The 25,748-nt window shown below is 66.0% G+C and carries 22 protein-coding genes; 8 read left to right on the top strand and 14 right to left on the bottom strand.

Features of this window, described 5'->3' with window-relative positions; translation table 11 throughout:
• Positions 1 to 6: 6 nt before the first annotated feature.
• The 10 genes from JSV65_06315 to JSV65_06270 form a co-directional block, all read right to left on the bottom strand.
• On the bottom strand, positions 7 to 657 hold the full coding sequence (locus JSV65_06315) for a MerR family transcriptional regulator (protein ID UCH35964.1): 651 nt from the start codon (positions 655 to 657) through the stop codon (positions 7 to 9).
• Positions 658 to 1,053: 396 nt separating this feature from the next.
• Positions 1,054 to 1,683, bottom strand: a complete 630-nt coding sequence (locus JSV65_06310; GenBank protein UCH35963.1) for a hypothetical protein — start codon at positions 1,681 to 1,683, stop codon at positions 1,054 to 1,056.
• 80 nt (positions 1,684 to 1,763) lie between these two features.
• Positions 1,764 to 2,534, bottom strand: coding sequence for a zf-HC2 domain-containing protein (locus JSV65_06305; GenBank protein ID UCH35962.1), 771 nt, complete (start codon positions 2,532 to 2,534; stop codon positions 1,764 to 1,766).
• Positions 2,531 to 3,100, bottom strand: coding sequence for a sigma-70 family RNA polymerase sigma factor (locus JSV65_06300; protein UCH35961.1), 570 nt, complete (start codon positions 3,098 to 3,100; stop codon positions 2,531 to 2,533). The genes JSV65_06305 and JSV65_06300 overlap by 4 nt, the downstream gene beginning before the upstream one ends.
• A 259-nt stretch (positions 3,101 to 3,359) precedes the next feature.
• Positions 3,360 to 6,116: a hypothetical protein gene (locus tag JSV65_06295; protein ID UCH35960.1), complete on the bottom strand. Its 2,757-nt coding sequence runs from the start codon at positions 6,114 to 6,116 to the stop codon at positions 3,360 to 3,362.
• A gap of 376 nt (positions 6,117 to 6,492) precedes the next feature.
• On the bottom strand, positions 6,493 to 7,371 hold the full coding sequence (locus JSV65_06290) for a hypothetical protein (protein UCH35959.1): 879 nt from the start codon (positions 7,369 to 7,371) through the stop codon (positions 6,493 to 6,495).
• 46 nt (positions 7,372 to 7,417) lie between these two features.
• Complete coding sequence (locus JSV65_06285) at positions 7,418 to 8,125, bottom strand: DUF1559 domain-containing protein (GenBank protein ID UCH36711.1); 708 nt, start codon at positions 8,123 to 8,125, stop codon at positions 7,418 to 7,420.
• A 148-nt stretch (positions 8,126 to 8,273) separates the two neighbouring features.
• The gene (locus tag JSV65_06280; protein UCH35958.1) at positions 8,274 to 9,695 is read right to left on the bottom strand and encodes a M28 family peptidase; all 1,422 of its coding nucleotides are present in this window, start codon (positions 9,693 to 9,695) and stop codon (positions 8,274 to 8,276) included.
• 8 nt (positions 9,696 to 9,703) lie between these two features.
• Complete coding sequence (locus tag JSV65_06275; GenBank protein UCH35957.1) at positions 9,704 to 10,996, bottom strand: hypothetical protein; 1,293 nt, start codon at positions 10,994 to 10,996, stop codon at positions 9,704 to 9,706.
• Positions 10,997 to 11,141: 145 nt separating this feature from the next.
• Positions 11,142 to 12,410 carry a formate/nitrite transporter family protein gene (locus tag JSV65_06270; protein UCH35956.1) on the bottom strand — a complete coding sequence of 423 codons (1,269 nt, stop codon included), beginning with the start codon at positions 12,408 to 12,410 and terminating at the stop codon, positions 11,142 to 11,144.
• Between the two features lie 230 nt (positions 12,411 to 12,640).
• On the opposite strand from JSV65_06270, the gene JSV65_06265 reads away from it, so the two are divergent.
• From JSV65_06265 to JSV65_06255, 3 genes are all read left to right on the top strand, one after another.
• Positions 12,641 to 13,852: a class I mannose-6-phosphate isomerase gene (locus JSV65_06265; GenBank protein ID UCH35955.1), complete on the top strand. Its 1,212-nt coding sequence runs from the start codon at positions 12,641 to 12,643 to the stop codon at positions 13,850 to 13,852.
• A 76-nt stretch (positions 13,853 to 13,928) separates the two neighbouring features.
• A complete protein-coding gene (locus JSV65_06260) occupies positions 13,929 to 14,945 on the top strand; it encodes a carbohydrate kinase family protein (GenBank protein UCH35954.1) in 1,017 nt (338 codons plus the stop codon).
• 103 nt (positions 14,946 to 15,048) lie between these two features.
• Positions 15,049 to 15,255 (top strand): heavy-metal-associated domain-containing protein, encoded by a 207-nt coding sequence (locus JSV65_06255; GenBank protein ID UCH35953.1) that lies wholly within the window; start codon positions 15,049 to 15,051, stop codon positions 15,253 to 15,255.
• Between the two features lie 47 nt (positions 15,256 to 15,302).
• On the opposite strand, the gene JSV65_06250 is transcribed toward JSV65_06255, so the two are convergent.
• Positions 15,303 to 16,781, bottom strand: a complete 1,479-nt coding sequence (locus JSV65_06250) for a deoxyribodipyrimidine photolyase (protein UCH35952.1) — start codon at positions 16,779 to 16,781, stop codon at positions 15,303 to 15,305.
• On the bottom strand, positions 16,765 to 17,091 hold the full coding sequence (locus tag JSV65_06245) for a hypothetical protein (protein UCH35951.1): 327 nt from the start codon (positions 17,089 to 17,091) through the stop codon (positions 16,765 to 16,767). The genes JSV65_06250 and JSV65_06245 overlap by 17 nt, the downstream gene beginning before the upstream one ends.
• Between JSV65_06245 and JSV65_06240 the strand changes: the two genes are divergently transcribed.
• On the top strand, positions 17,080 to 17,910 hold the full coding sequence (locus tag JSV65_06240; GenBank protein UCH35950.1) for a complex I NDUFA9 subunit family protein: 831 nt from the start codon (positions 17,080 to 17,082) through the stop codon (positions 17,908 to 17,910). The two genes, JSV65_06245 and JSV65_06240, sit on opposite strands and share 12 nt — an antisense overlap.
• 75 nt (positions 17,911 to 17,985) lie before the next feature.
• Here JSV65_06240 and JSV65_06235 read toward each other — a convergent pair whose 3' ends face one another.
• Complete coding sequence (locus tag JSV65_06235; GenBank protein ID UCH35949.1) at positions 17,986 to 18,798, bottom strand: sugar phosphate isomerase/epimerase; 813 nt, start codon at positions 18,796 to 18,798, stop codon at positions 17,986 to 17,988.
• Positions 18,799 to 18,907: 109 nt separating this feature from the next.
• Positions 18,908 to 19,486, bottom strand: a complete 579-nt coding sequence (locus tag JSV65_06230; GenBank protein UCH36710.1) for a type 1 glutamine amidotransferase — start codon at positions 19,484 to 19,486, stop codon at positions 18,908 to 18,910.
• 373 nt (positions 19,487 to 19,859) lie between these two features.
• Here JSV65_06230 and JSV65_06225 point away from each other — a divergent pair, with 373 nt between their 5' ends.
• The 4 genes from JSV65_06225 to JSV65_06210 form a co-directional block, all read left to right on the top strand.
• The gene (locus JSV65_06225; protein UCH35948.1) at positions 19,860 to 21,266 is read left to right on the top strand and encodes an MBOAT family protein; all 1,407 of its coding nucleotides are present in this window, start codon (positions 19,860 to 19,862) and stop codon (positions 21,264 to 21,266) included.
• Between the two features lie 176 nt (positions 21,267 to 21,442).
• Positions 21,443 to 22,774 (top strand): neutral/alkaline non-lysosomal ceramidase N-terminal domain-containing protein, encoded by a 1,332-nt coding sequence (locus tag JSV65_06220; protein UCH35947.1) that lies wholly within the window; start codon positions 21,443 to 21,445, stop codon positions 22,772 to 22,774.
• Between the two features lie 198 nt (positions 22,775 to 22,972).
• The gene (locus JSV65_06215) at positions 22,973 to 25,030 is read left to right on the top strand and encodes a hypothetical protein (GenBank protein UCH35946.1); all 2,058 of its coding nucleotides are present in this window, start codon (positions 22,973 to 22,975) and stop codon (positions 25,028 to 25,030) included.
• A 54-nt stretch (positions 25,031 to 25,084) separates the two neighbouring features.
• Positions 25,085 to 25,748 (top strand): MFS transporter (locus JSV65_06210; GenBank protein UCH35945.1); only part of this gene is annotated, 664 nt, incomplete at its 3' end.

The following is a 25,748-nucleotide window of genomic DNA, read 5'->3' as shown; positions in this document are numbered from 1 at the left end:
CCTCGGCTAGTGCCGGCGCTGCGGGATGTAGCGATAGACATCTGATCCGGGATAGCTGATCTTCTGTATGAACTTCTTCTGCTCCAAGAGGTCGAGCTCGTGCTCGACCTCCGTTACTTCACGACCCAGGCGCAAGGCGATCTGGCGTGCCGTGCTCACGGTGTACGGGTTGGCCTCGAAGAATGCGATAAGACGCTCGACGCCGCTGAGGGACCCGGCGACTTTGCCCAGATCGCCGCTTACCCGATAAGTGCGGATTTCCCTGCGAATGCGCTCGGCCAACTGCTGGAGCTGGTTGGCGCGCTGGAGAATGAGCTGCTCCAGATCGGCTTCGGAGAGTTGCTCGACGCGGTGCTGCTCCTCATCGCGGCGCTTGAGAAAGGCGTCGGCTTCCTGCACCGCGCCCTCCAGGCTGTAGCCTTGATCGAGGCTTTGCTTGATGAGGCACACCTTCTCGACGGCCGCGTAATCGTAGGTGCGACTCCGGTCCTCATCCACGGGCTGGATGATGCCCTTGTCGGTCCAATAAGACAATTGGCGGACGCTCACGCCGCACAGTGTGGCCGCTTGCCCAATGCCCAACTGAAGACCGTGCATCAGGTCGTTGACGTCAATCGGTGTCAGGCCCTTTTTCTTTCCTTCAGCGCGGTTAGCCATAACGACCTCCTCCAATCCCTCCTCTTTTCGGCACCCTGCTCAAGCTGGCAGCCGCCGGACAGCCCAGCGCTGTCTCGCCACGACAACATATGCGCGGCGCTCGGGCCTGATTCCCCTATGGTATTGTGTCGCAAATCGCACAATTCCTGCCCACGCCTGGGGTTTTTGGGTCGGATGCTAATCCGTATACCGGGCCGACGACGGGGCGCGGGTGTCACCTCGGGGATGCGCAAAGGCCAGTGACGGGCCGGCATTCAGCACCGGCCGGATATAGCGCCACGCAGACGGCAGGCAACCGTCGAGGAAGGGGAAACCGGAGAGCCACGGGCGCGGCAGCCCAAGCCACCACGCCCGCAAGGCTTCCAGAGGCGCGTCTCAACCCGACGCCAGGCCCGTTCAGGATGCCGACATGGCGTGCAGCTTCTCCTTAAGAAGCTCTATCACATGATCAAGCGCTTGCGTCGAGGGACCTAGACCGGCGTTCCTCAGCACCTCGTGCTCAGGCGGCGCGGCCCGCGGTGCGGCGGGCCCACTCGCGGCGGCCCTGCCTAGGCCACCCGCGACGATCCGCTTCAGCTTCTCGCCCTGCTTCGGGCTGAGAATTCCGAGCACGCGGTTCATCACCTGCTCCGCTTCCTTCTGGTACTCTCGCCGCGCATCGGACAAGGCCATCATGGCCCTGCGGCTCTCCTCAGGCGGAGGATTGCCGGCGAGCAGACGCTGGCGCTCCGCGGCGAGTTGCCGGCGCGCCCCCTCACGCAGGCGTCGATCGGCGGCCACCATCTGCTCCAGAAGCGGTACCAGCTTCTGGATCTGCTCCTTCGTCATCGCCAGGCTGTTGATGGCGCGCAGGACCACGATGTCGCGAGCCAGATTGGTCAATTCGACATCGCGCTGCCCCGTCAGTATGGGCATGGGCACGCGCGGCGCGGGGCGCTGGGGCTGTGCCAGCGCCGGCACGGCAACTGTCAGCAAGATCGCCACGACTACCCCGGCGATGATCGGCAGACGATCGTCTCGCATCATCTGTACTTCCTCCTGATGCAATTCGGTGATCGGACTTGTGCGCTTCGCGTGGTGCCCGGGGCGGAATACGGCGGCCTCGATCAATCCACGCTCAGCGCTTCCCACGTCGTTTCATCCACTTCCGCGAAGGCCACTTGGATGAGTTCGTCCACCGCCTCCGCTGTGTGACCCGTCTTCTCGTACACGCGGGCGACGTCCAGGCGCGCCATCTGCGAGCCACCTTCGTCGCGCGCGGTCACGTACTCCTCGAGGGCCTCGTCAAGTTGCCCCTCATCCTCGTAGGCACGACCTAGATCGCGGTGCTCCTGCGCTGGCGCAGGCCGTTCGGCCGCGATTCGCCGCGGAGTGCCGGTCGGCGCGGGCTTGCGCGTGACGGTCCTGTCCGCAGTCGGGGCAGGCACGGCCGGCGGCGCCTGAACGAGCGCTTGCCGGGGTGCATCTTCCTCCCGCGCTATCTTCGGCGTACGACTGGCTGGCTCAACTACCGACGGCGTGGGCCTGGGGAAAAGAGCCCACATGGTCAATGCGATGACGATGACGGCCGCAGCCGTGGCGACTGCGGCGACTGCCGGCGTCCATTGCCGCCGGACGATGGGGGCGCGTACACTCTCCGCCGTCGCAACTCGCTCCATCACGCGGTTAACGAAGCCCGCCGACGGCTCCTCCTCCGCCGAGAGGGATTCGATGGCGCGCGACTGCGCGCGGAGCGCCTGCGCCAGCGCCCGGCAGTGCGCGCACTGCGCCAGGTGCGCCTCGATGCGCGCGCCGGCGCGCGGCGCCTCGCCGTCGAGGTAGGCATGTATAGCACCGCGCACGAAGCGGCACTCAAACCAGCGCCGCAGCGGGTTCACTGCGAGGCCTCCTCCCCCGTATCCGCCGTTTCAGGTCGGAGGCGGGCTTGCAGGATCTGCCGCGCGCGTCGGAGATGGGTCTTCGCCGTTGCCAGAGGTATGCCCAGAGCGCGCGCCATGTCGCTGTACGGCATGTGCTGAAGATGGCGCAGGATAATGGCTGCTCTGTAGTGCGGCGGCAGTTCAGCGATAGCGCGGGCGATGGCGTGGCGCTCGGCAACGCCGGACTCCCAGCCGGAGTCGGTGGGATCGCCGCCATGATCGTCCAGGAATACCTCGGGCCGCCTGCGGCGCGCTCGCAGCAGGTCGAGGCACAACCTGGTGACGATCCGGATCAGCCAGACCCGGACTGCGCAATCGCCCCGAAACGTCGAGAGTCGCGAATACGCTCGCACGAAGGCCTCCTGGGCCGCGTCCTCCGCTTGGTCGCGTTTGCCGAGCATGCGCACGGCGACGCCGTACACGACCCGCTGGTGCCGCTGCACCAGCTCGGCGAAGGCATCCCGCTCCCCCGCGAGGCAGCGCCGCACGATCTCCCCATCGGCGATGTCTGCGGGCTTATCCATGATCCGCGCGGTTCATCATGGTAGACGTTGTGGGTGTGGCAAATGTTTCAGCGCCTTGGGCGGAGCCCCGCGCCCAAGGCGGGCAAGTCCGGACGCCGCGTTCCCTGTCGGGCACATATCGTTCACGGCAGAGGCCGCACGGCGAGCCCGGGGCAGGGAATTCGTCGTGCCGGGCGCGACGGCCCCACTTTCGCCCAGCACGTTCAAAGCCCCCCGGGCGGTTCAGAGCCTGGCCGTAAGCCTCAGCAACGCCCCGCGGTCACGACAACACCAGTTCCACCGTCGCGATCTTCTTGGCGCCGAGAGGGATGGACAGCTTGTTGCCCTGGGGCGACAGCTTGTCCTGAACTTCCTCGTTCAGGTTGAGCAAGGCGGCCGAGGATATGGGCTTGTAGGCGGTCACGACGGCCGTCACGTCCCTAATGGTCGGGTTGTAGATACGCGCGACGAGGGTATCGCGATCCTCGGCGCGCTTGAGGGCGCTCAGCGCCACCGCGGCCGGTTCGATGGACAGCAGGCTCATCTCCTTGGGCAGATCCCCGCCGTGCTTGCCCGCCTCGGCGACCTCCAGCGGCAGGCTGTACAGCTCGGCCTCCTGGCACACCGCGGCCCCATCCCATGTCCCGCCGTGCGGGTAGATCGCATAGCGAAACTCGTGCTCGCCAAGCGATTGCGACAGCGTCATCTCGGGGTACACGTCCCAGCGGTCAATCACCGGCGACTGGCGGAACACGAACCCGCGCATGAGCGTGATCGCCACCGCGCGCTCGGGCTTGTCAATCGCCTCGAACGAGCGCAGCCCGTCGTTGATGATGGCGATGCCGACCTCCCCGTCGCTGATGTCAACAAAGCGATGGTTGGGGTAGATGGGGTTGTCGCGCTGGTAGTAAAGGCTGTCGGGCGCGCGGTCTATCGGCCGCTCAATGACGTCGAACGACGCCTCGGCGGCGGAGACCTTCGCCGGTATGCCGGTCGGGAACACCGCGCGCAGGCGGTGGTTGTGGCACTGATTGTCGAAGCGGGTGATGATGTCAACCGAGCGCGCGCCCTTGCGCAGCGTGACCCAGGAATCGAGTATCAGGGGCATGCGGTCGTGGCTGCGATGTCGGCCGTCCTCGCGAGTTTCAATGCGCGCCGGTATCTCCATGTGCACGCGGATGCGGAAGCGGGCGAGCAGCGCGCCGTCTTCCACCAGCTCGACATCAGCCGGCGCGCCGTGGCTGGTGATGACGTCATCGAACTCGGGCGCCATGTGCACCCACGAATGGCCGACCTCCCCACCGTCCTCGAAGTAGTGCAACCCGTCGTAGGTGCGGCCGCTGTGGCGGTCGGTGACGCACAGCGTGCCGTTGTCATTGATGCGCACGTGAAGGTGCTCGTTCCGCATTACGTTATGCGCGATGACCAAGCTCTCCGGGGTGCGGCGCGCCTCGGCGCGGCGCTGGACGTGGTAGGTCTTGTATCCCAGCGGCGGCACGTTCTCGGCCGCGAAGTGCAGCTTGATCCGCGTCGCGCGCTGCTCGAGGCTGATGTCCTGGAGGTTGCGCACCAGCGTCCCCTGCGGCCAGCGCGCGACCTCCTGGAACGGCGTTTCCTTGCCCGCCGGGTCAACCAGAGCGAAGTCCTCGTACCCCGATTCGTCGGGCAGATCCACCAGCGCGGTCACGACTTCAGAGCGCGGGAAGGGCGATGGGTTGAAGACCGTGAGCACCGCCTCGGAGACGTCAATGTCGTCGTTGTTGATGCGCTTTTGGATGTCCTGGAGGCCCCGGCGCATCAGCCCCTCGGAGATGATCTGGCACTGCTCGAAGCGGTGCCACATGTCCTTCTCCATCTGGTCAATTCCGGCGCCGCAGATGGTGTCGTGGGGGTGGTTCTTGAGCAGGTACCGCCAGGCGACATCGAAGGCGGGCTTGAGGTACTCGGCGCCGAGGGTCCACGCCAGCGCGGCGAACGGCTCGGCCTTGCGCTGGAGCAAGGTCTCGGTCTGCGCGTTGGCGCGCTTGGTACGAGTGCGGCTCTCGATGACGTCGCCGAAGAGGTGCGTCCACTTGCCGGTCGCGCCAGGGTCGCGGCTCTCGCCGCGGATGACGAAGGGATCCCTGACCTCCTTGCGCATCGCCTCCATGTACTCCTGCAGGCTGCTCTGCTTGATCGTGTCATCGGGCAGGTGCTTCTGGCATTCGACTATGAGGTCGGCTTCGACCGGGTCCGGCTCGGAGGAATCGAAGCCCTGCATCGAGGCGATGTGGGACGTCGTAAAATGCTCGGACTCGTCGCGGACGAGCTTCTTCACCTGCTCCGGGACGTACTCGCGCTTGTCGAGCTTCTGCTCGGGATCAACGACGTAGTAATGCGCGCGGGGGTGGAACTCGTTGCACAGGCGGAAGGGCAGGGCGCCGCGATCCCATTCATAGCGCCAGTCGTCGCGCGTCTTGTCGTAGCGCACCATGCGATAGATGTAGAAGTAGAAGCTGAAGCGCGACAGCGCGCCGAAGCGGCAGCCGAGCACGCGCGAGCCGTCGGGGCCCTCCATGACGAATTCGGAGTGCGGGGTGTTGATGCCGCGGTAGAAGATGATCGTGTCAATGCCGAAGCCGTTGTAGATCTGCGGCATCTGCGACGTCTGGCCGTAGGAGAACGGCGTGTAGCCGAGCTTCATCACTCCGCCCAGGGACTCCGCGACGCGGTGGCCGATGACGAGATTGCGCACCAGCGACTCGCCGTTGACGATGTACTCCTCGGGCAGGGAATACCACGGGCCGATGAACAGGCGCCCGTCGCGGACGTGCTTCACGATGCGGTCGCGGTTTTGCGGGCGCAGCTCGAGATAGTCCTCGACGCACAGGGTCTGCGAATCCATGAGGAACGAGTGGTAACCGGGCTTGGTGTCGAGCAGGTCGAGGAGGTGATCCATGAAGTCGACGAGCAGGAGTTGGGTCTCGCGGAAGGGATATACCCACTCGCGGTCCCAGTGGGTGTTGCAGATGACGTGGATGGTTTTGCCGTCGGCCATGGGTTGACTCCTTTCAGACTAACCAGAGAGAACACAGTGGACGCAGAGGAACCATGGCAATGCCCGGCGGCTGCCGAGAGGCGATGCGCCAAGCGATGTGGCACAGCCGCCCTCGGTGGTGATTCCTCCGGACTGCAGTCCATCTGCGACCCGCCGCCCTAACGTCCGAGGGGCGCTCCCGATCGAGCGCCCCTGAGAGGTTCGTTGTCCATCCGCGCCGGCCCTGCCGGCAACGGTCAGTTCAAGCCAAGACGGGCCAGTCGGCAGATCAGCCGCCACGTCGGACGGGTCGAGTCTGCGCTATGTCGCCATCGGAGCGGCACCTGGAAGGGGCCCAGCAAGCTGTGCCCCTACGACTATCCGCCGTCTATCCGCGTCAATCCGCGGTCAACATTCCCCTCTGCCACGCGTGATACAGGCCATCAACCTCCGCGGCGACGTCGGACGCGGGCATCTGGCGATACACCAGCCGGCTGCGCCAGCGGTAGGTGCGGCCGATCTCGTACCCGGGCATAAGGAAGATGTAATCCCACGCGGGATTGCCCCGCCCGCCGCCGCTGGGGGAATGGGCCATGCGCAGGCCCTCCGCGGGATCGAACATCCACGTTGCGGTCAGCCCGTGCACCTCACCCCAGAAATACGGACGGGTGAAGACGTAAGGCGACAAGCTCGCGTACATCCAGTGGGCTTCGATCTCGCCCATCGGCGGGTACTCGGGCTCGTTCAGCCGGCGGTGCGTGCTCTCTGTCCCATGGTGGGGTGAAGCGTAGGAGATGACGCGCTCGTCGCCGCCGTCGGCCTCGCGCCCTCGGAACTCAAAGCCCGGCTCCGCCGGCTGGTTGATGTAATCCGCGAAGAAGACTCCGAGCAGGTCGCCCTTCGACGTGCGGCGCGTCGGGGTGAAGGCGTACTCGGCGTCCACCATATCCGGCTCGGCCGCGCGGAGTGTGATCTTCGCGGAGAGCCCCCACTGCGGCGTCGGCGGCCAGGTCAAGGTGACGCCGGAGCCGTCGTCCAGCGGTTCGAGCGCGCACGGCGCGCGCCGCGGCTCGAAGTGCAGGTCGCGGTCACTCTGCTGCCCGTCGAAGATGTGCTCGAAGTTGAGGCCCGCAAGCTCGGGGGCGAACAGGCCCTGCGGATCGAGGCGATGCCGGATGCGGACGCCGTTCATGCCGGCGCGGCGGTCCTCGCCCTCCGTGTTGTCGGCGAACTCAATCGTCAGATCGCTGGTGTGCGTCGTGTGCCGTGCTGACACGCATATTCCCTGGCTGCGCCAATGTCCAGCAGCGCGCGACAGGAGTTCACGGGGCCGGATCGCCTCGGCCGTTCCACAGCGAGTTGTCCCGGTACAGCACATCGCGCCTGTACCACTTGGCGTGACCGTCGCAGAAGGCAACGTTGGCGCCGCCATTGTGGCGAATCGAGGCATACGACGGACAGTCGGGCACCGCATAGTCGTTGCCCGGCGTAGGGGGGAGCAGAGGCGGGTCAAGGCTGTAGCCGTGATTGCCCAGTCGAGTCGGATCGGTGGACGGGGATGGCTCATAGGGCTCGGTGCCGGTGCCGTCGCAGTCTGCGATCGCGATCGTCTGTGCCGGGACTTCAATCTCGACGTCCGCCACCGGCATGTTGCCGCCCTGCTCAGCCGGGCGCGCGTTACCGAGATACTGGTAGTTGTACCCGTAGGCCATATTGCGCCCCGGTTCCCAGTCGGGCACGGCGGGGCAGATGAAGATGTCGTCGTTCTTCTGATAGGGCTGAATCGCGTTCCACCAGCGGACGTGGAGATCACCCGGGCAGACGAAGTGATGTCCGGGGTACGCCTCCCAGTCCTCGACGTACATCACGATGGCCAGTGCCATTTGCCTGACGTTCGACATGCAGGCCGCCTGTTTGGCTTTGTCGCGAGCTGCGGCGAAGACCGGAAAGAGAAGCGCGGCCAGAATGCCGATGATTGCGATGACTACGAGCAGCTCGATCAGTGTGAACCCATCACGCCTGTGCACAATCCGCTACCTCCGCTGCGCCGAACACGCGCGCTGTCGCGTGCCGAGGATTGACTATTGTAGTTCACTGCGGCGCAGCGGCATTCCTATCGCGCTTCGCGCGGCGAGGAGATCGCGCCCGGCATGTAGCGCTCATGCGACGCGTCCGCGCCTATCCCCGGTCGGGCCAGTCCTGCTGTGCCGCAGCGTCTATGAGGCGGATCATGGTGCGCACCACGGGGAGCAGCGCCGACGGCTCGACCTTGTCGAGCGTATCGTCGCTGACGAGCAGATAGGTCGGCCCGGTGATGTACTGCACGCACGGGATGCCTGCGACGTGGAACCCCGACGCCTCGCCCGGCGGCGGGAGGTCAAACGCATCAGCCGGCGTCACAATCGCGCGCTCCAGTCGCTCGGCCTTGACCGCGGCTACGGCTGCTTCCGCCACCTGCGGCCACACGAACAATCCGCGCGCCTGGAGTCTGCCCGTCGGGGCCCACTCACGGTTCCTCTCGACAAACTCCCGCGCGCCGACGTGCTCGACGGTGACGCCAAGGGCGATCTGCCGCAACTCGTCCGCGCTCTGATCCATGACGAACGCGTCCATGCCGGCGCCGCCGTAGAAATGCCCGGCGGTGGCGACGAAGATGAGGGGCGCGGGACGCTGGTCCTCCGGGAGCGGCGCATAGTAGCGCGCCAGCGCGAGCAGTGACGCCATGCCGGTGCCGTCTTCGGTGGCGCCGCGAAACGGGCTGTCGTGGTGGGAGGTTATCGCGATGCTCTTCTCGCCCGGCCCGGGCAGGCGTCCGATGATGTTCGCCATCGAGCCCGGCTCGCAGCGGCCGTCGAGAACGAATCGCGCGGAGGCGCCGGCGGCACACAGCTCGCGCAGTTTCACACCGTCATACTTGCCGACGTAGAGGCCCGGCAGGGGCTTCATCACACCGTCGTACGGCCCGTAGTGGGTGTTGACGTTGGTATCTTGGTCGGCGAGGATCCACACCACGGCAGCCGCGCCGGCCTCGTGCGCCAGACCGTACGCCGACCAGTTGGGCCGCCACCAGGCGGCCCATTGCCAGTCGCCCGGCGCAATGGTGCCGTTCGGGTCCTCGACGTGATGCGCCTTCGATGTCAATGCCTCGTAGGGCATCCGCTGGAACCGCATATCGAGGACGGCGATCTCGCCCGCGAGGTCGGCTGCGGAGATGTCCTCGGGACGGCCTTCGCCGAGGTAGACGAGCCGCCGTTCGATGCCCTGCGGCGGGGTGAAGGCCGCATACGGGAGATAGAAGCAAGGGACCTCATGCTCGCGGCAGCCGACGGCGACGGTGAGGCTCCAGGAATGCGGCTTCCAAACCTCAATCGGCACGGGTTCGACGCGGACGTCCTGTAACCCGAGGCGGTGAAACTCATCCGCCACAAAGCGCTCTGCGCGGTGTCCTTCGGGCGTCCCCGGGCGACGATGCTCGGTGCGGCACAGCTCCCGCACCCAGTGCATCATCGTCTCCTGCGACGGCAAGCGCGAATCGTCCAGGCACCAGGCCGTGCCGGTGAGGCCGAGGACGATGATGGACAATACAAGCCGTACGCTCATGAGACACCTCACTTTCCGGGGAAGAGCTCATCCCACGTGAAATGCACGTACGTGCCTTTCGCGGCATCCACTTGGCCTCGGGCCACTGCGAGGTGGAATTCGAGCCGAGTCGGGCACCACAGTACGCTGTGCATGTTGACGCCCGCCATCGCCGCCTCGCGGACGAGCCGGAGCGCCACGCCGTCATCCACGCGGCCGAAGTCGTGCAGAATCCCAACCGCCAGCCCTTTGTAGCGGTGCTCGTAGGACTCGTGGCCCCACGGCGCCTCGAGGCCGGGCTTGGTCGGGTCGCCCTTAGTGCACGTCTGGGCATCCCGTACCCGTGCGTCCATCGCTTCGTCGCTGCGCACGACCGTATCCATGACGGGGATGGCGTAGAAGACGTCGTTCTCACGCGGGTCGTTGGCGCTCCACACCGAGGCGTGCTTGGCGTCGGTCTCCACCGCGACGGCGTCAGGCACCTTGCCATCGGCGACCACGTAGTTGATGCCTCCGTACGGCGTGCGCGGCACGGAGATGATGATGCCGATGGCGTCATCGAGAGTCTTCGCCTCCTGGGCGATGCGGCGGTGCACAAGGCCCATGGGGAAGCCGCAGTCCGGCGTGTTGACGGTGCTGAAGCCGACGAAGCCGGTGGAGATCCTGTGTGCGTTCATCGTCGCGGTGGTGTAGAGCGTTCCCGCCCAGCCGATGGTGACAAATGGCGCACCGCGGTCCGGCGCGCGCGCGATGACGACGTAGTGCTTCTGCAGGCCGAGTTCCTTCTTCCAGTCGAAGTTGACGCCGTGGTAGAGTTCGCCCGTTTTCGTCGCGCGGCCGAAGCAGGCGAAGTTGGAGCACCCGAGCGGCGCACCGAGCAGCGTCGGCGCGGCGGCGGTCTCGTCGCCCAGCCGCCCGGTGTGCGCGAGGTGCTCCACCTGGTCGGCGATGAGAGTGGCGACGATGACATCCTCTTGCGGGACGCCGGCGCCGTCGGCAATGCCCCGCATTTCCTCGAGCAGGTAGTCCGGGCACATCGCTGCGATGCGGCTCACCAGGTCGCGGGCGAGGGGCATCTTGTCCCCAATGAGCAGCTTGATCGGCCCGAACCAGAGCGAGGACATCATCTCGCGGATTTCGTCGCGCAGGATAGTCCCCTGCTGGACGCCCATTTCGTACGGGGTGCCGGCGAGGTGGAGGAACTTCACGCCCTCCTTATCCTTCGCCCAGGCGTCGCTGAGGTCAACGTCCTGCGCGCATGCGCAGGGGGCAACCAGACCAAGGGAGAGCACGACAACGAGGATCACCGGTGCGCGTTTCATCGGTCCAGCCTCCGTGAGTGGTCGCTTGCGCGCCCCAAGGCGCTGGGGGAGTATTTCGAGGCGTGAAGAAACGCACCTGCCCCAGCAGGAGGCGATCGGCGGACCAGTGACTCGACTTGCCGCGCGGGCGGCCTGCCGCCTGCCGCTACTCGGCGCGCTCCTTCATCACCTCATCAATGGTCTTGCTCAGGAGCGAGAAGCGCACCGGCTTCTTGAGGAAGCGGTCGGCGCCGTGCTCGGGCGGCGGCTCGAAGCCGCTGACGAGGACGATGGGCAGGTCGCGCGTGTCCGTTTCCTCGCGCAGATCGTGGGCCAGCTCAAGGCCGGCGGACTGCGTCTCCATCCGGATGTCGAGCAGCACCAGATCCGGTCGGTGGGCGCGGATCGCGCGGCGGCCCTCCTGCGCCGAGAGCGCACAGCGAACATCGTAGCCCTGCTGTTCGAGCTGCGCCGAGACCACATTGCAGAAGTCCGGATCGTCGTCAATCACGACGACGCTGCGCGCGCCGAGGGGCAAGCCTTCGGTGGTCGCTTTCGGCGTGACTGCGGGTGCGGCCACCTTCACCGACGGGCGCAGGTAGACCCACCAGTAGATCGCCCCCGCCATCACCCCGCCGCCGATGATGTTGCCGATAGTGACCGGGATCAGATTGCGCACGAGGAAGTTGGCCCACGTCAGATCGGCGACGGACCTGGCGAGTGCGGCAGCGACGGCGTCGGACTTGACGAACAACCCCATCGGGATGAGATACATGTTGGCGACGCAGTGCTCGAAGCCGGAGGCAACGAACGCGGTAATCGGGAAGACGATGGCCAGGATGCGGTCGGTCATCGTGCGCGAGCTGAAGCACAGCCACATCGCGAGACACACCAAAGCATTGCCGTACGCCCCCAAGAACAGCGCGGGCCAGAAGTCCAGCCCGCATTTCCTGTTGGCGATGTCGAGCGCGGTAGCGCCGACCGCGCCGCCGTCGAAGGTGTACTGCTTGCTCAGGAACAGGAAATACGCGGTGAGAATAGCACCGACGAAATTGCCGACGTAGACGATGCCCCAGTTGCGCAGCAGGAGCGCGATCGCGACCTTGCGGCTGGCGTAGGCCATAATGATGAGGGCGTTGCCGGCGAACAACTCCGCCCCCGCCACCACCACCAGAATCAGTCCGAGGCAGAAGACGATGCCCCCGACCAGCTTCGTCAACCCGTAACCGATATGGTCAGACGTGCCGGTGACGACTACGGTGCAGAACTCCGCGCCGAGGCCGATGAATGCACCGGCCAGGATGGCGAGCAGCAGAAGCTTGTCGAAGGGCAACTCGGCCTTGCGCACGCCGATATTCTCGGCCTTGATCGCCATTTCTGCAGGCATCAGGGCGTCGAGGCCGATCCTCAACCCTTGCTTCTGATCGTCAGCCATGTGGAGATCCTCCACGACGTCGGAAACAAATGCGAGATTTCGCTGCCCTGTATCCTTCTCCCTTCCCGCCGCGATCGAGCGCAGCGGCTGCGGCGCGCGCACGCGCGGGCCAGCGGCCGGCCGCAGTCCCTGCGCTGTCAACAGGTACGCGGCCCTGCGTCGTGGAAATCACGTTGGGGAGAGGTTTGGGCGTCAGCCGAATCGAGCCTGATGCCGGAGGCGTGGGAAACATGGCGTCACCCAGATTAGACCAACTCGCGGCGCTCGCGCGCGCCCCCATCGCGTTCGAGCGCAACGAGGTATGGCGCGTGTACACGGGGGGCAAGCTGTTCCGCGAACTCCGCGGCCAGCCCGACCCGCGGGACTCGTACTACCCCGAGGACTGGGTCGCCTCCATGACGCGAGCGGACAACCCGCCGCGCGACGGCCAGCCGCCCTTGGAGGGGTTGAGCGTCATCCGCGGCACCGAAATCCCGTTCTCGCTTCTGGTCGAGCTGTTCCCCGAGGAGATCCTGGGCGGAGCGCACCTGGCGGCTTTCGGAGCGACCACGCGAGTCCTGGCGAAATTCCTGTGCTCGGCGGTGCGCCTGCCCATCCAGGCGCATCCCGACGACGAACTCGCGCAGCGTTACTTCGATTCTCCCGTCGGCAAGACTGAAGCGTGGATCATCGTCAACACGCGCGTCATCAACGGAGCCGAGCCGTACATCCTGCTCGATTTCCGACCCGGAGTCGATCCCGCCGATTTCCGCCGCATGGTTGACGAGGAGGATCTCGATGGTCAGGTGGCGTGCCTCAACCGCATCGCCGTGAAGCCGGGCGACGCCTACCTCGTGACCGGCAGGACTCCCCATGCCATCGGCAGCGGCGTGTTCATGATAGAAGTGCAGCAGCCGTCGGATCTCGTGATTCACACCGAGCGCAAGGTGGTGGAGGTAGAGATTCCGGAGGAGATCTGCCACATGGGGCTGGGGTGGGATCGCGCGATGGAAGTATTCGACTTCACCGGGCGCACGGAGCAGGAGACGCTGAGACGTGCGCGGCTCACGCCGCGCGAGATCGCCGTCGGCGCAAGTGGGGCGGTGGATCAACTCATCTCATACGATGACACGCCGTTCTTCGCGGCGCGACGGCTGCGCGTGATCGGTGAACTGGAGTGCGCCAACGAGCGATTCTACGCGGGCGCAGTCATCGGCGGGCGCGGGAGGCTGACCTGGGCGCGGGGCGCGATGGACCTGCGCGCGGGGGATACGTTCTTCGTCCCCAATTCCGTGCGCGAGCACAAATACCGGGCAGTCGGCAGTGCAGGGGCACAGCACGCTGTGCCCCTGCAGGTGATCACCGCCGAGCCACCTGCGCTTGCCACGCCGGGCGGCGGCCGGACGTGCGAAGACCCGATGCTCGGCAAGAGCCACACGTCGCGACTTGCCGGCGGGCAATGACGCAAGCGATCCCAGGTCCGCTCGCATCACCGATCATGGGCATCTCTGCATCGGACGCCGCGAGGAGAATCGAGGCATGAGGATATCGGTCATCGGGGCCATCGTTCACGACGAGATTACCACCGCCGACGGCGCGCGCCGCGAATCCTTCGGCGGCATCACCTACAACATGGCGGCGTTGTCGTCCATCGTCAGCGATGACACCAGCATCTGCCCGATCGCGAACGTCGCCGAGGATCGGTGGGACGAGGTCGTGGAACTGCTCGCCCGCTATCCGCTCGTCACAACGGACGACGTGCAGCGCGTGCCCGGCAAGCTGACCGCGGCGAAGCTGGTGTACACGAGCCCGACGTGGCGAGACGAGACGGTACTGCACCCGATGCGCCCGCTGACCACGGAGCGGTTGACAGGGGCGTTCGATTCCGACGCCGTGCTCGTCAACTTCATCAACGGGAGCGAACTCGACCTCGAAACGTTCGCGGCGCTGCGGGAGAATGCGCGCGGCTTCCTCCATCTCGACGTGCACAGCAAAGTCGCCCACTGGGACGCCGAGGGCAAGAAGTCCCAGGTACCGTTCGAGGGGTGGCAGGAATGGCTGAGCCGCGTGGACGCGGCGCAGATGAATGAGTTCGAGTGCGAGATGACGGTCGGGCGCAAGCTGCGCGAGCAGCAGGATTTCGTGCAGGCGGGCGCGGAGATCGTCGAGGCCTGCTCGGCGAAGCGCCGCGCGGGAGGCCATGGCGAAGCCGGCGCGCCGATCGTTCTCATCACCCTCGGGCCGCTGGGGTCGGTGCTGGTCTATCGGCGCGCGGACGGCATTTTCTGGGTCGCCAATCCGGCGCTGGCGGTCGAGCAAGTCGTGGACACCACGGGCTGCGGCGACTCGTTCTCCGCAGGTTTCCTGTGGAACTACTTCCAGTGCCGCGAGCCGGCGAAGGCGAACGCGGCGGCGAACATCGTCGCCGGCGTCAACTGTACCGTGGCGGGAATCGGGCACCTCGAGGCCGCGCGCGGGGCGCTGGAGCGGATCCCGACGGCATTTCCCGAACTCGGCGCACGGATCATGGCGGGCTGGCCGGGGGAGAAGCTGTAGTCACGCTCGCGGGTGGTGCGCGAGCGGCATGTCGGGCGCGCTTGGCAGCCCTTGACCTCCCACGGTCGGCGTGGTAACTTACACGCGGTCGTGGAGGTTGCGCATGAGCACCAGGATATTTGACGTGCCGACGATCAAGGGGGAAGCCTGCGTCCGGACCATCTCAACTGCGCTGCGGCGCCTGCCCGGCATCATGGGCGTTCAGGTGGACATCGAGGCGAAGGAGGTCTGCGTCGACCTCGACTCGGCCCTCGTCAACGAAGTCCAGGTCATCCAGACCATTCGCGAACTCGGCCACGAGGCGAAGTAGGCGCGGCGAACTCGGCCGAACGCTCGTGGGTCGCCATTGAGCGCGGCTCACGAATCGGCCCCCGGCACATACTTCCGAATGTACTCCTTCACCCTCACCTTCCGCGCGGTGTTCTGCGAACTCATGTAGCGCACGGTGCCGAAGATCGGCCGCTCGGGACCCCACGCGCGGTCGTAGCGCCCCAAGCACCAGAGGATCCCACTGTAGGAGTTCGGGTCGCGACCGTCGAGCGCGTACTTGTTGTTGAGCTCGATCATCGTCCTGAGGGCGTCCTGCGGCGTGGGCGACCACTCCAGTATCTTCTTCCCCCACAGCATGCGTAGGTAGTTGTGCAGCCGACCCTCGCGCACGAGTTGCATCTGCGCCGCGTTCCACAGCGGGTCGTGGGTGCGGCCGGTCTCGAGCTGCTCCTGTGCATAAACGTAGGGCCGCGCATCCCCGGCGTGCTTCGCGAGCGTCCTCTTGGCCCAGTCCGGAAGTGACTCGTAGCGGTCGTAATCGTTTTGCATGAAGCACATATTGAAGCCCAGCTCGCGCCACGTCACCAGTTGATCGAGGAACGCCTCGGCAGGTTCGCTCATGCCCCACCAGCCCGAGCGACTTCCGGTCGCCTTGGGCGCCACGTCGTCGAGGGACCAGCCCTCGCATTTCGTCACCGCCGCGAAGACCTCATGTGCCGAGATGTGCCCGAAGTGCAGGTATGGCGACAGGTCGCTGGTGACCTCCCGCTCCGGCTCGTTGCGCGCGTCCGCGTAGTCCGGGAGCCGTTGTCGCACGAAGCGCTTGAGCGTGATCGCGGCCGCGGCGGAGCCACCTCTTGTCTCAGTGACGCCCACCGCATGATCAACCGGCAGTGCCGCGAGAGCTGTTGCGTCACCGCGGAGCAGTTGAGGCGAGGCCTTTGGCCAGCGCCGCGTGATGTCCCCTGGTAGAGCGCGGAGGCGCGGGAGCTTGACTCCGGCGAGGGGATCGGCAGCCGGGAACGCGGAGAGATGCGGCGCGATGTGTTTGTGGAGGAACCGGCGGAAGGAATACGCAGTCGTAAAGACCCGGTCCGCCGCGCGCAGCGGCAGCAGACCGTTCGAATCCACTTGCTCCGCGCGGACGAGCAGTCGCCCGGCGGCCGTCCCGACCATGCGGGGAAGGAAGAAGCACGGGAAATCGTCGGTTACAACGACGCAGGCGCGACCGGCCAAGGCCGCGAGCAGCCCCTTGCCCGCGTCCGGCTCAGGCTCGGCGTAGGGATGGTAAAGCACACTGCGATTCTCGAACCGCCGCGCGTTGTCGGACATGCCGTCGAGGACGAAGCGGTGGAGCCGGTCGCTCGCCCATCTGTAGCCGACCCGCAGCGCCTCGAGAACGACAAGCGGTTTGCCGAGTTCTTTCGCCCATTCAACGGCGCGCTGCAGCGCGAAGTTGCATGTCGTGCGCCGGGACGCGATCATCCAGTAGAGGACGAAATCGCCGTCCGCGCGCACGGGCGCGGAGTTGATTCTCTCGACTCGAAGCTCAGGCACGTTGGCCATGCACGTCCGGCGGCGACTGGGGAATCGGTGCCGGTCCGAAACGGGCCTCCGAAGCGCCGCGCGCTGTAGAGTTTCGTCGCAGCGAGTGCAACGCCTGTTCGCTCAGCACGACGCGCACGCTTCCTGCCGTGCAGCCGACGAGCGCGCTCTCGCGGCAATGCGGGACGCAGTTGCAGCGGCAGACCGCGATGTCGAAGCGGCCCACCAGGGCGCGACAGGAGCGCATGCGCACGACGCCAAAACGGATATGCGCGAGGTCGGAGAAACGATGATTCTTGTTACGGGCGGTACTGGGTTTGTGGGTCGTCATCTGGTGGCCCGCCTCGTCGCGGGCGGCGGGCAGGTGCGCGTTCTCGCGCGGTCGGCGGCGGACCTTGCCGGAGCGGAAGTCGTGCCGGGAGACGTCGCCGACGTCTCGTCCGTCGCCACGGCGATGCGGGGATGCGCGGCGGCCATCCACCTCGTCGGCATCATCCGCGAGCAGGGCGACGCAACGTTCGAGAAGGTACACGTTGAAGGCACGCGCGCGGTGATTGAGGCCTGTGGGCGGGCAGGGGTCGGCCGCCTCCTGCATATGAGCGCCCTCGGGGCACGGCCGAACGCAACCAGCCGCTATCACCGCACGAAATGGGAGGCGGAGGAACTGGTGCGCGCCTCCGACGTGGCCGCGACGGTCTTCCGCCCCTCGGTGATGTTCGGCGCCGGGAACAGCTTCCTGCCCCTGGTGCGCGACCTGCTCGACCACGGCCCGGTGATCCCGATCATCGGCGACGGGCAAAGCCTGCTCCAGCCGGTGTGGGTCGAGGATGTCGTCACGTGCTTCGCCGGGGCGCTGGAACGCCCGGACACGGCGGGCCACGCCTACGAACTCGGGGGGCCGGATCGACTGACCTTCGAGCAACTCGTGGCTCTCGTGGCAGAGGCGGAAGGCATCCGCAAGCCCACGTTTCACATCCCCGTGGCGGTGATGCGCGCCGCTGCGTCACTGGGCAGCCGCGTCATGCCGGACTTCCCGGTCACCCCCGACCAGCTTGTCATGCTGCTCGAGGACAACGCCTGCGACGATACGACCATGCGCGAGACATTCGGCGTCGAACCGGCATCGCTGCGCGACCATCTGCGGGAGTAGTCTGCCGCGGGCCGAGGGCCACGCCGTCGCTGCAGGCGTCCCGTCCGCCCTCGTCGACGGGTCGCCCGTCCCCTCTCACTCCCGCCCGAGGATCTTATCCATCGCGCGCGAGGTCTCCTCGATGAGGTACGACGGAAAGGCCGGACTGATCGGGCCGACCTCGGCGATGAGGTAGTCGTCGTAGCCGACCTCTTGCAGCGCTGCCACCACCGCCGGGTAGTTGACGTTGCCGTTGAGGAGCGTGGTGAAGACGCCCGGCCCGGTCTGGAAGTCCTTGATATGCACCTTGCGGATGCGCTTGCCGAGGACGCGGATCCACTGCTCCGGGTAGCCGAAGATGAGCACGTTACCGACGTCGAAGAAGAACTGCACGTGCGGGTGGCCGATGTCGTCCACGAACTTGGCGGCCTCGAGCGGGCTGAGCAGGAACTTGTTCCACACGTTCTCGACGCCGATGGTGACGCCGTACTCCTCGGCCATCTTGGCGCATTCCTTGTACACCGCGACTCCGCGCTCGTAGGCCTCGTCGTAGGGCATGTCTGGGTTGACGGTGCCGGGAACGCTGAGCACGCATTCGGCCTCGAGGATACCGGCAAAGCGCAGGCCTTTCTGGAGCACATCCTTGGCCTGCTTGGCCATTGCTTCATCGCGCGTGATGAGGGGGTACTTCCACCCCAGGCCGATGGCGAAGCTGGAGATCTCAAGGCCGATCTCGTCGGCGTAGAGCCGGATGTCCTTGACCTGGAACGGCTCCCAGTCCAGTCCCATTTCGCCCTGCTCGTTGAGCGCGAGTTCGATGCCATCGAACCCGGCTTCCTTGGCCTGCTTCATCGCGTCCTTGAGGGACATGCCGCCGGGAAAACACCAAATGCTGACCGACTTCTTCATTTATTCCTCCGTAATCACGAGGCCACTGGTTCCTCACGAGTGATGAGCGCCTCGCGCGGCGCAGGCCGGCGAGGCGCTTCCACCTTCGACGGGCGCGCGCGGCGCCCCTCTATTCGCTGAGCGCCTTGATGATCGTCGGGCAGAAGAAGGGCATATCCTCCGGCCAGCGCGAGGTGATGAGGTTCCCGTCGCGCACCACCGGCTCGTCGTCCACCCACGTCGCGCCCGCGTTGATCACGTCGTCCTTAATCACGCCGTACCCGGTGACGCGCTTCCCGCGCAGGATCCCCGCCGAGATGAGCACCTGCGGCCCGTGGCACACTGACGCCACCACCTTGCCGGCGTCGAACATGCCGCGGACGAACGTCGTGACGCGTTGATCCCGGCGAAGCTGCTCGGGAGCATACCCGCCGGGAACGATCACCGCGTCGAAATCCTCGACCTTCAGGTCGGCGGCATTGAGCGTGACGGGCTCGACGGTCAAGCCGTATTCGCCCTTGTAGCTGTCCTTGCCGCGCCCGGCGAACTCGACCTTGGCCCCCTCCTCCTGCAGGCGGAAGAAGGGATAGATCGCCTCCAGCTCATTGACCTGGTCTTCGACCAGAATGACGATGCGTTTACCTTTCAACTTCGTCTCCTCCGCGGATAATGACGGGATGGCGGCCGCCGCTACGAGCAGCACGATCATCGGGATGAGTGTCGCGCGCATAGATCCGACCCCCTGGGATTGTCTGCGATGGGGCTTCTGCGGGCCGTCATGGCATTCCTGCCCGCGGCGCGCCCCGTGGCACTAACGGTAGCTCCGTCGTCGTAACGTGAGCAGCACTCATCCGCGACCGCCGAGCTGAGGCGCGGCCCATGAGTCGACGGCGAAGCCGTTCGGGCGCCGCTGTTGGCGGCGCTTGCGATAAGGTTCCCAGTGGTGCGCGTTGTATTATCTGCTGATCTCCGTGCGGGCGGTGACCGGCGCGGCGGCGATGATCTGTCGTGCGAGAGTCGAGTCTCCCGCACGAGAGTTCCCTGCCTTGTCTCCCTGGCGGGCTCGGCCATCGGAACACAGCATGCTTTTCAACACGCCGACTTTTCTGTGGTTCTTCGTCATCGTCTACGTCGTGTTCCGGCTCCTGCCGGCGGGGCGGCCGCGGACCGTGTTCCTTATTCTTGCCAGCTCCGTCTTCTATATGTCGTGGAACCCGCCGTTCGTGCTGCTCCTCATCTTCTCGACGGTTTTCGATTACAATGTGAGCCTGGCGATGGCGCGCACCGAGCAGCGCTGGCGACGCACGGGGCTGCTGTTGCTCAGCCTGGCGGGTAACCTCGGCGTGCTCGGGTTCTTCAAGTACGCCAACTTCTTCATGGGCAATTTCCAGGTTCTGCTGCACGCCGTCAGCGTTGAGTTTCAGCCTCAGCCATATAACATTGTCCTGCCGCTCGGCATCTCGTTCTACACCTTCCAGACCATGAGCTATAGCCTGGATGTCTACCGCGGCGCGCGTGAGCCGACGCGCGACTGGCTTGCCTTCGCTCTCTACGTGACGTTCTTTCCGCAGCTCGTCGCCGGGCCGATCGTGCGCTCGGAGCAGTTCCTGCCCCAGATCGAGCGGCACCAGCGCTTCACGTGGCCCGCCTTCTACATGGGCTGCAACCTGATGATGATAGGCCTGATGAAGAAGATGCTGCTCGCGGATAACCTGGCGCTATACGTCGAGCAGGTTTACGCCAACCCCGCCGGGGCGACGACCTTGGAGGCGTGGATCGCCACCTACGCGTTTGCGGGGCAGATCTACTGCGACTTCTCGGGGTACACGGATATCGCGCGCGGCCTGGGCTATGTGTTCGGCTATCGGTTACCGGTCAACTTCAACCTGCCCCACCTGGCGACGGGCTTCCGCGATTTCTGGCGGCGCTGGCATATCACGCTCTCCACGTGGCTGCGCGACTATCTCTACATTCCGCTGGGCGGCTCGCGGCGAGGCAGGCGGCGCAATTACTTCAACCTCTACATGACCATGGCGCTGGGGGGACTGTGGCACGGGGCGAGCTGGAACTTCGTGATCTGGGGTTCGCTGCATGGCTTCTACCTGATGGCGGAGCGCGCGCTGTGCGGCATGAAAGGCCTGCCTGCGGTGCACGGCTGGCGGCGCGTGCTGGCGATCCTCGTCACCTTCCACCTCACGGTCATCGCATGGGTCTTTTTCCGCGCCCAGACGTTCTCCGACGCAGCGGTGATGCTGCGCCACATGCTGTTCGAATGGTCGCCCCGCATCGTCAACTTCGAGGTGCCGGTCGCCGCTTGGCTGCCGCTTGCCGCGCTTGCCGCGGCGCACGCCCTCGCCTCCTGGCGCACCTGGGATCCGACTCTGCGCGCCTACCCGCGCTGGCTTGTCCCGATCCTCTACACCGCAGCTGCGGCGGCGATTATGCTCTACGGCGCGGTCGGCGCGGAGTTCATCTACTTCCAGTTCTAGCCTGTCCAGAGCGCCGCGATTCCCGGTGAGCCGGGTGAAGCACTGCGACTTCCGGTTGAGGCCTGTGCGACTCAGGACTGCGTCGGGTCGCCGTGCCGGCTGCTGCCGAGGCAGGAATGCCCCCCGTTGGTTGACAATATAGTAAATAAGAGTGATCTTTCTCGCGGAGGCGTACGATGGAATTTGCCAGGCTGTTCCTTTGGGGCATGTGCGCAGGGACCGTCATCATCATCATGACGCTCGGCGCGCCGCCGGCCGGTGCCGTGGCCGCGGGTGAGGGTAAGGTCAATATCACGCCTTCGCTCGAGGAGTTCCCGACCATATCGCTCGCCGGCTTCGGGGAGCGCCAGGGAAAGCCGGCGCAGGGGGTGCACGATGACATGTTCTCCCGCGCGCTGGTGCTCGCCGACGGTCGCACGAAGGTCGCGCTTGTCTCGACCGACCTGCTGATCATACCCGGCGGCCTGAAGCAGAGGGTGGCGCAGAAGGTCGCGGACATAGGCCTCGATGAGAACACCGTCCTGCTTGCCGCCGCCCATGACCACTCGGCGCCCGAATGTCTGCATCCCGGCGGCGACGTGTGGCCGCTCGCGTTCGGCAAGTTCCACCCGCAGTTCTTCGAATGGATGGCAACGCGCATCGCCGAGTCCATCCGCATCGCCAACATGCGCGTACAGGGCGCGCAGCTTGGCTTCGCTTCGGCTCGACTCGAGGGGTTCAATCGCAACCGTCGGGACACCGGCGGCGACTTGGTTGACCCGACCATGACGGTGATGAAGGTGGCCAACCTGGGCATCGGTCCGGCCGCGCGCACGCTGGCGCTCGTCGTGAATTTCACCGCCCACCCCACCATCATGGGCGCCAGCAACTTCGACATCTCGGGCGAATGGCCGGGCGCGATGTGCCAGGCGCTGGAGAACGCGCTGCGGCGCCAGGGCATCGCGTTGTTCTTCAACGGAGCCCAAGGCGACCAGACGCACACCGGGGACTTCGGCTCCGGCTGGGAGCGCGTTGACGCGTACGGCAAAGCCCTGGCGGAGAAAGCCTGGGAGTTGGCGCAGAGCATCGAGATGTCCAGCGACGTCGCGCTGGGAGTCAACAATGTCATGTGGACATTGCCCGAGCCGCGGGTTTCGCCCGCGTTTATCGAGAGCACGGGGCAGGAGTACGAGATGACGCCGGAGTCCGCGACAGCGCTCATCGGCAGTCTCTTCCCCACCAAGCACCGGCTCCAGGCAATCCGCGTCGGCGACGGCGTGTTCATGTCCGTTCCCGGGGAAGCCATTGTTGAACTCGGGTTGGCGATGAAGGACGACGCGGTCGGGCTCGGGGCGAAGTACCCCGTGGTTGTCGGCCTCGGCAACGATTACATCGGCTACATTCTATCGCCCGAGCAGTACGGCTTAGGCGGGTACGAAAGCGGCACCTCGTTCTACGGCCCGCAGCTCGGCGCCATCCTCGTCAGCCAGATGAAGCAGACCGCGCGCCCGCTGTTCGCGCCCCAGTGAACATGTGATCGCCGGCTCCGTCGCGGCCGCTGAAGTCATCCGGCACGTGTGAAAGCGTCGGCCCGACACGTATGGGGCACAGCATGCTGTGCCCCTACCGGTCGCGGCCCGCATCTGTGGTGGGAACCGGTGCTAGTCCGCCAGTCGATAGCCGCGGCCGTGCTTATCCTGTTGCCCGCGCTGGGAGGAAGCGCCGCCATGAGCGCCACCCGTCCGCCCTTCACGTACTGCATAGACTACTCGCCGGGCAACGCCGTCTCCCCACAGTTCCGCCAGCGCCTGGCCGCAGGTCCGCCGACGCTGATGCACGTCGGCCACGATCTGCCGTTTCGCGCGGTAGCGATAACGAACCCGGGGTACGAGTTCGTGAGCCCGGCGCCCGCTTCCGCAGCGGAGGTGCGCGCGCAGATCGAAGGGCTGCGCGAGTCCATCGCTGCGCTGCACGACTCGGGCGTCCGCCTCGTCATACCCTACCTGACGAACTGCATCATGTGGGGTGACCACGAGCGCCGGATGGGATTCTGGGCCGCCTTCGACCACTGGCACGACTACGCCGAGTTCGGCATCGGCGAACGCCCGCCGCAGGATCCCCTCGACTGGATGCAGGATGACGCCCGCAAACCGGCCGCGCCGCACGAGGGTTACTGGTACTCGCCGTGCCCGAACAACGATTGCTGGACGGACTATCTGGCCTTCGCGGCAAGCTGGGCGGCGCGCTGCGGGTACGACGGCGTGTTCATGGATGTCAACACGTGCTGGTGCTTCTGCGGCTTCTGCCAGCGCAAGTTCCGCGACTATCTAGCCGAACGCTACAGCGCCGAGCAGTTGCGTGAGCTGTTCGGCATGAGCGACGTCCGCGCCGCGGCGCTGACGGAGGACGCCGCGCCTGCCCTGCTGGCTGAGATCGAGACGTTCCGCGCGCAGAGCATCACCCGTAACCTCGCCCGCGTGCGCGACGCGGGGGCGGCGGTGCGGCCCGGGTTCATCATCATCCCCAACATCGGCCCCTTCGCTCATTTCGAAGGCGCCGATCATCGGCGGGGCACGGGCAAGAGCGTTGAACTCTGGGCGCCGGTGAGCGAGTACATCATGTACGAGGAGATGCTGTTCCCCGGTCACCTCGGCCGCGGCGCGGTGGTGGACAGCATCCTTCAGTACAAGCTGTCCCACGCGTTCGGCTCGCCTGCGGTGGTGCTGTGCTACGTCGGCAATGACCCGCGGTCTTCGGAACTCGCGCTCGCCGAGGCGGCGGCTTTCAGCGGCGGCGGGGCGTTCGTCCAGCCCGGCACGGGGTGGCCGGAGGTGACGAATCGCCATAACCGCTTCCTGGCCGATCAGCGTGCACTCTACGAAGGCGGCGAACCGTTTGCGCGCGTGGGCGTCGCGTTCCTCTATCACCAGGTGCACATGAGCGACCCGGAGCACCTGCGCGGCATTTACCGGGCGTGCGACTACCTCAACGAGCAACAGGTGCTGTGGCAATTCGTGACCGACGTGTGTCGCTCGGCAGCCCTCGTGCAGTTCGACGCCGTCGTTCTCACTGGCGGCAGGGTCCTCAGCGACGCGGAGGTTTCGGCGCTGCGGGAATATGTCGAGGGCGGGGGAACGCTGTTCATCGTCGGCGAGGCGGGAACTCGGGATCCGTGGTGTCGGCCGCGGGAGCCGGCGGCATTCGCGGAGGCGTTTGACGCGGTGCCGTCCGACGAGCACGGGGTAAGGCGCGCGGCGTTGGGGCGCGGGAAGGTGCTGTGGGCGACTGACCCGTGGGCGATCCTACCCCAGCGCCCGTTCGCCGTCTACGACTTCAAGGAAGACGACTTGGCCGACATCGAGTTGGTGTACCGGCGGCTGGCCGACGCGCCCGCGCAGGAGCCGGGCGGCGCCGGCGCACCGTTCGTCCGCTACTTGGAACACGCGACCGGCAGGCGACTCCGCGTGACGGAATCGCACGCACCTTATCTGCGCTTCAACGCCTATCGCCGCGGCGATGCGAAAGACGGGGAGGTCGTGCTGCATATCGTCAACTACAACGTCCTGCGAGCCAGCGCCAAGGAGCACGGACAGGTGACGCCGTCCGCGCCCGCGCGCATCACGCTCGAAGCGCCGGCGGGATGGCAATTCGCGTCGGCAACCCGATACGCGCCTGACGCAGAGGCCCAGCCGATCGAGTTAGCCGAGCGCGGCTCGCCGGTGACGTTCCCGCTTGGGGCGGTCGGCAGCTACGCGGTTGTAAGATTCTCGACGCGAGGCGACTGATCCGATCGGCCGCAGCAGGGCGGCGGCGTGTCCGCGCCGAATTCACGACACGGCATGGATGACGCTTCCGCGACCGGCTCCGCTGACACCGGCCGCATCCCTGGTTCGTACAAGAGAGCATTCTTCCTCGGCGTACTCAACGGCGCACTATGGCAGATGGGCATGTCGTTCATGGAGCCCTCAACGGTGCTGCCCGCGTTCGTCAACGAGCTGACGCAGTCCCGGCTGGCAGTGGGCATCGTATCAGCCGTGGCCCTTGCGGGGTGGATGCTGCCGCAGCTTGTGGTTGCCAACTACGTCCAGGTGATGCCGCGCAAGCTGCCGGTCTATCGCGCCATGGCGGTGGTGCGCATGATGTCACTGTGCGCGGTCATCGCGTCGCTCTACTTGCTCGGCGGGAACCCACGGCTCCTGCTGCCGCTGTTCGTGCTGTTCTTCGCAATGTTCACCTTTGCCGGAGGCGCGGGCGGCATTTCCTTCATGGACGTGGTCGCGAAGACGATACCCCCCTACCGTATCGGCTCCTTCTTCGGCCAGCGTCAGCTCTACGGCGGGGTGCTGGGGATCGCTGCCGCAGTTGTCGTGAGGTATGTGCTCCGCGAGGAGAGTGCGCTCGTGTTCCCGCGCAACTACATGCACCTCTTCATCATGGGCGCGGCAGCGATCGGAGCGGGGGTGCTCTGCTTTGCGCTCATCAACGAGCCGCCGGGCGCTGTCG

Source organism: Armatimonadota bacterium, assembly GCA_020354555.1.
Lineage (GTDB): Bacteria > Armatimonadota > Hebobacteria.
The sequence above is the reverse complement of the archived record's forward strand: the minus strand, read 5'-3'. Positions and strand labels throughout refer to the sequence as shown.

Coding starts and splice junctions, on each gene's coding strand:
- JSV65_06225 (UCH35948.1), top strand. CDS start 19,860: ATGCTTTTCAACACGCCGACTTTTCTGTGGTTCTTCGTCATCGTCTAC.
- JSV65_06315 (UCH35964.1), bottom strand. CDS start 657: ATGGCTAACCGCGCTGAAGGAAAGAAAAAGGGCCTGACACCGATTGAC.
- JSV65_06230 (UCH36710.1), bottom strand. CDS start 19,486: ATGATCGTGCTGCTCGTAGCGGCGGCCGCCATCCCGTCATTATCCGCG.
- JSV65_06220 (UCH35947.1), top strand. CDS start 21,443: ATGGAATTTGCCAGGCTGTTCCTTTGGGGCATGTGCGCAGGGACCGTC.
- JSV65_06310 (UCH35963.1), bottom strand. CDS start 1,683: ATGATGCGAGACGATCGTCTGCCGATCATCGCCGGGGTAGTCGTGGCG.
- JSV65_06300 (UCH35961.1), bottom strand. CDS start 3,100: ATGGATAAGCCCGCAGACATCGCCGATGGGGAGATCGTGCGGCGCTGC.
- JSV65_06235 (UCH35949.1), bottom strand. CDS start 18,798: ATGAAGAAGTCGGTCAGCATTTGGTGTTTTCCCGGCGGCATGTCCCTC.
- JSV65_06280 (UCH35958.1), bottom strand. CDS start 9,695: ATGAGCGTACGGCTTGTATTGTCCATCATCGTCCTCGGCCTCACCGGC.
- JSV65_06275 (UCH35957.1), bottom strand. CDS start 10,996: ATGAAACGCGCACCGGTGATCCTCGTTGTCGTGCTCTCCCTTGGTCTG.
- JSV65_06245 (UCH35951.1), bottom strand. CDS start 17,091: ATGACGACCCACAAACCCAGTACCGCCCGTAACAAGAATCATCGTTTC.
- JSV65_06255 (UCH35953.1), top strand. CDS start 15,049: ATGAGCACCAGGATATTTGACGTGCCGACGATCAAGGGGGAAGCCTGC.
- JSV65_06265 (UCH35955.1), top strand. CDS start 12,641: ATGGCGTCACCCAGATTAGACCAACTCGCGGCGCTCGCGCGCGCCCCC.
- JSV65_06270 (UCH35956.1), bottom strand. CDS start 12,410: ATGGCTGACGATCAGAAGCAAGGGTTGAGGATCGGCCTCGACGCCCTG.
- JSV65_06295 (UCH35960.1), bottom strand. CDS start 6,116: ATGGCCGACGGCAAAACCATCCACGTCATCTGCAACACCCACTGGGAC.
- JSV65_06260 (UCH35954.1), top strand. CDS start 13,929: ATGAGGATATCGGTCATCGGGGCCATCGTTCACGACGAGATTACCACC.
- JSV65_06250 (UCH35952.1), bottom strand. CDS start 16,781: ATGGCCAACGTGCCTGAGCTTCGAGTCGAGAGAATCAACTCCGCGCCC.
- JSV65_06215 (UCH35946.1), top strand. CDS start 22,973: ATGAGCGCCACCCGTCCGCCCTTCACGTACTGCATAGACTACTCGCCG.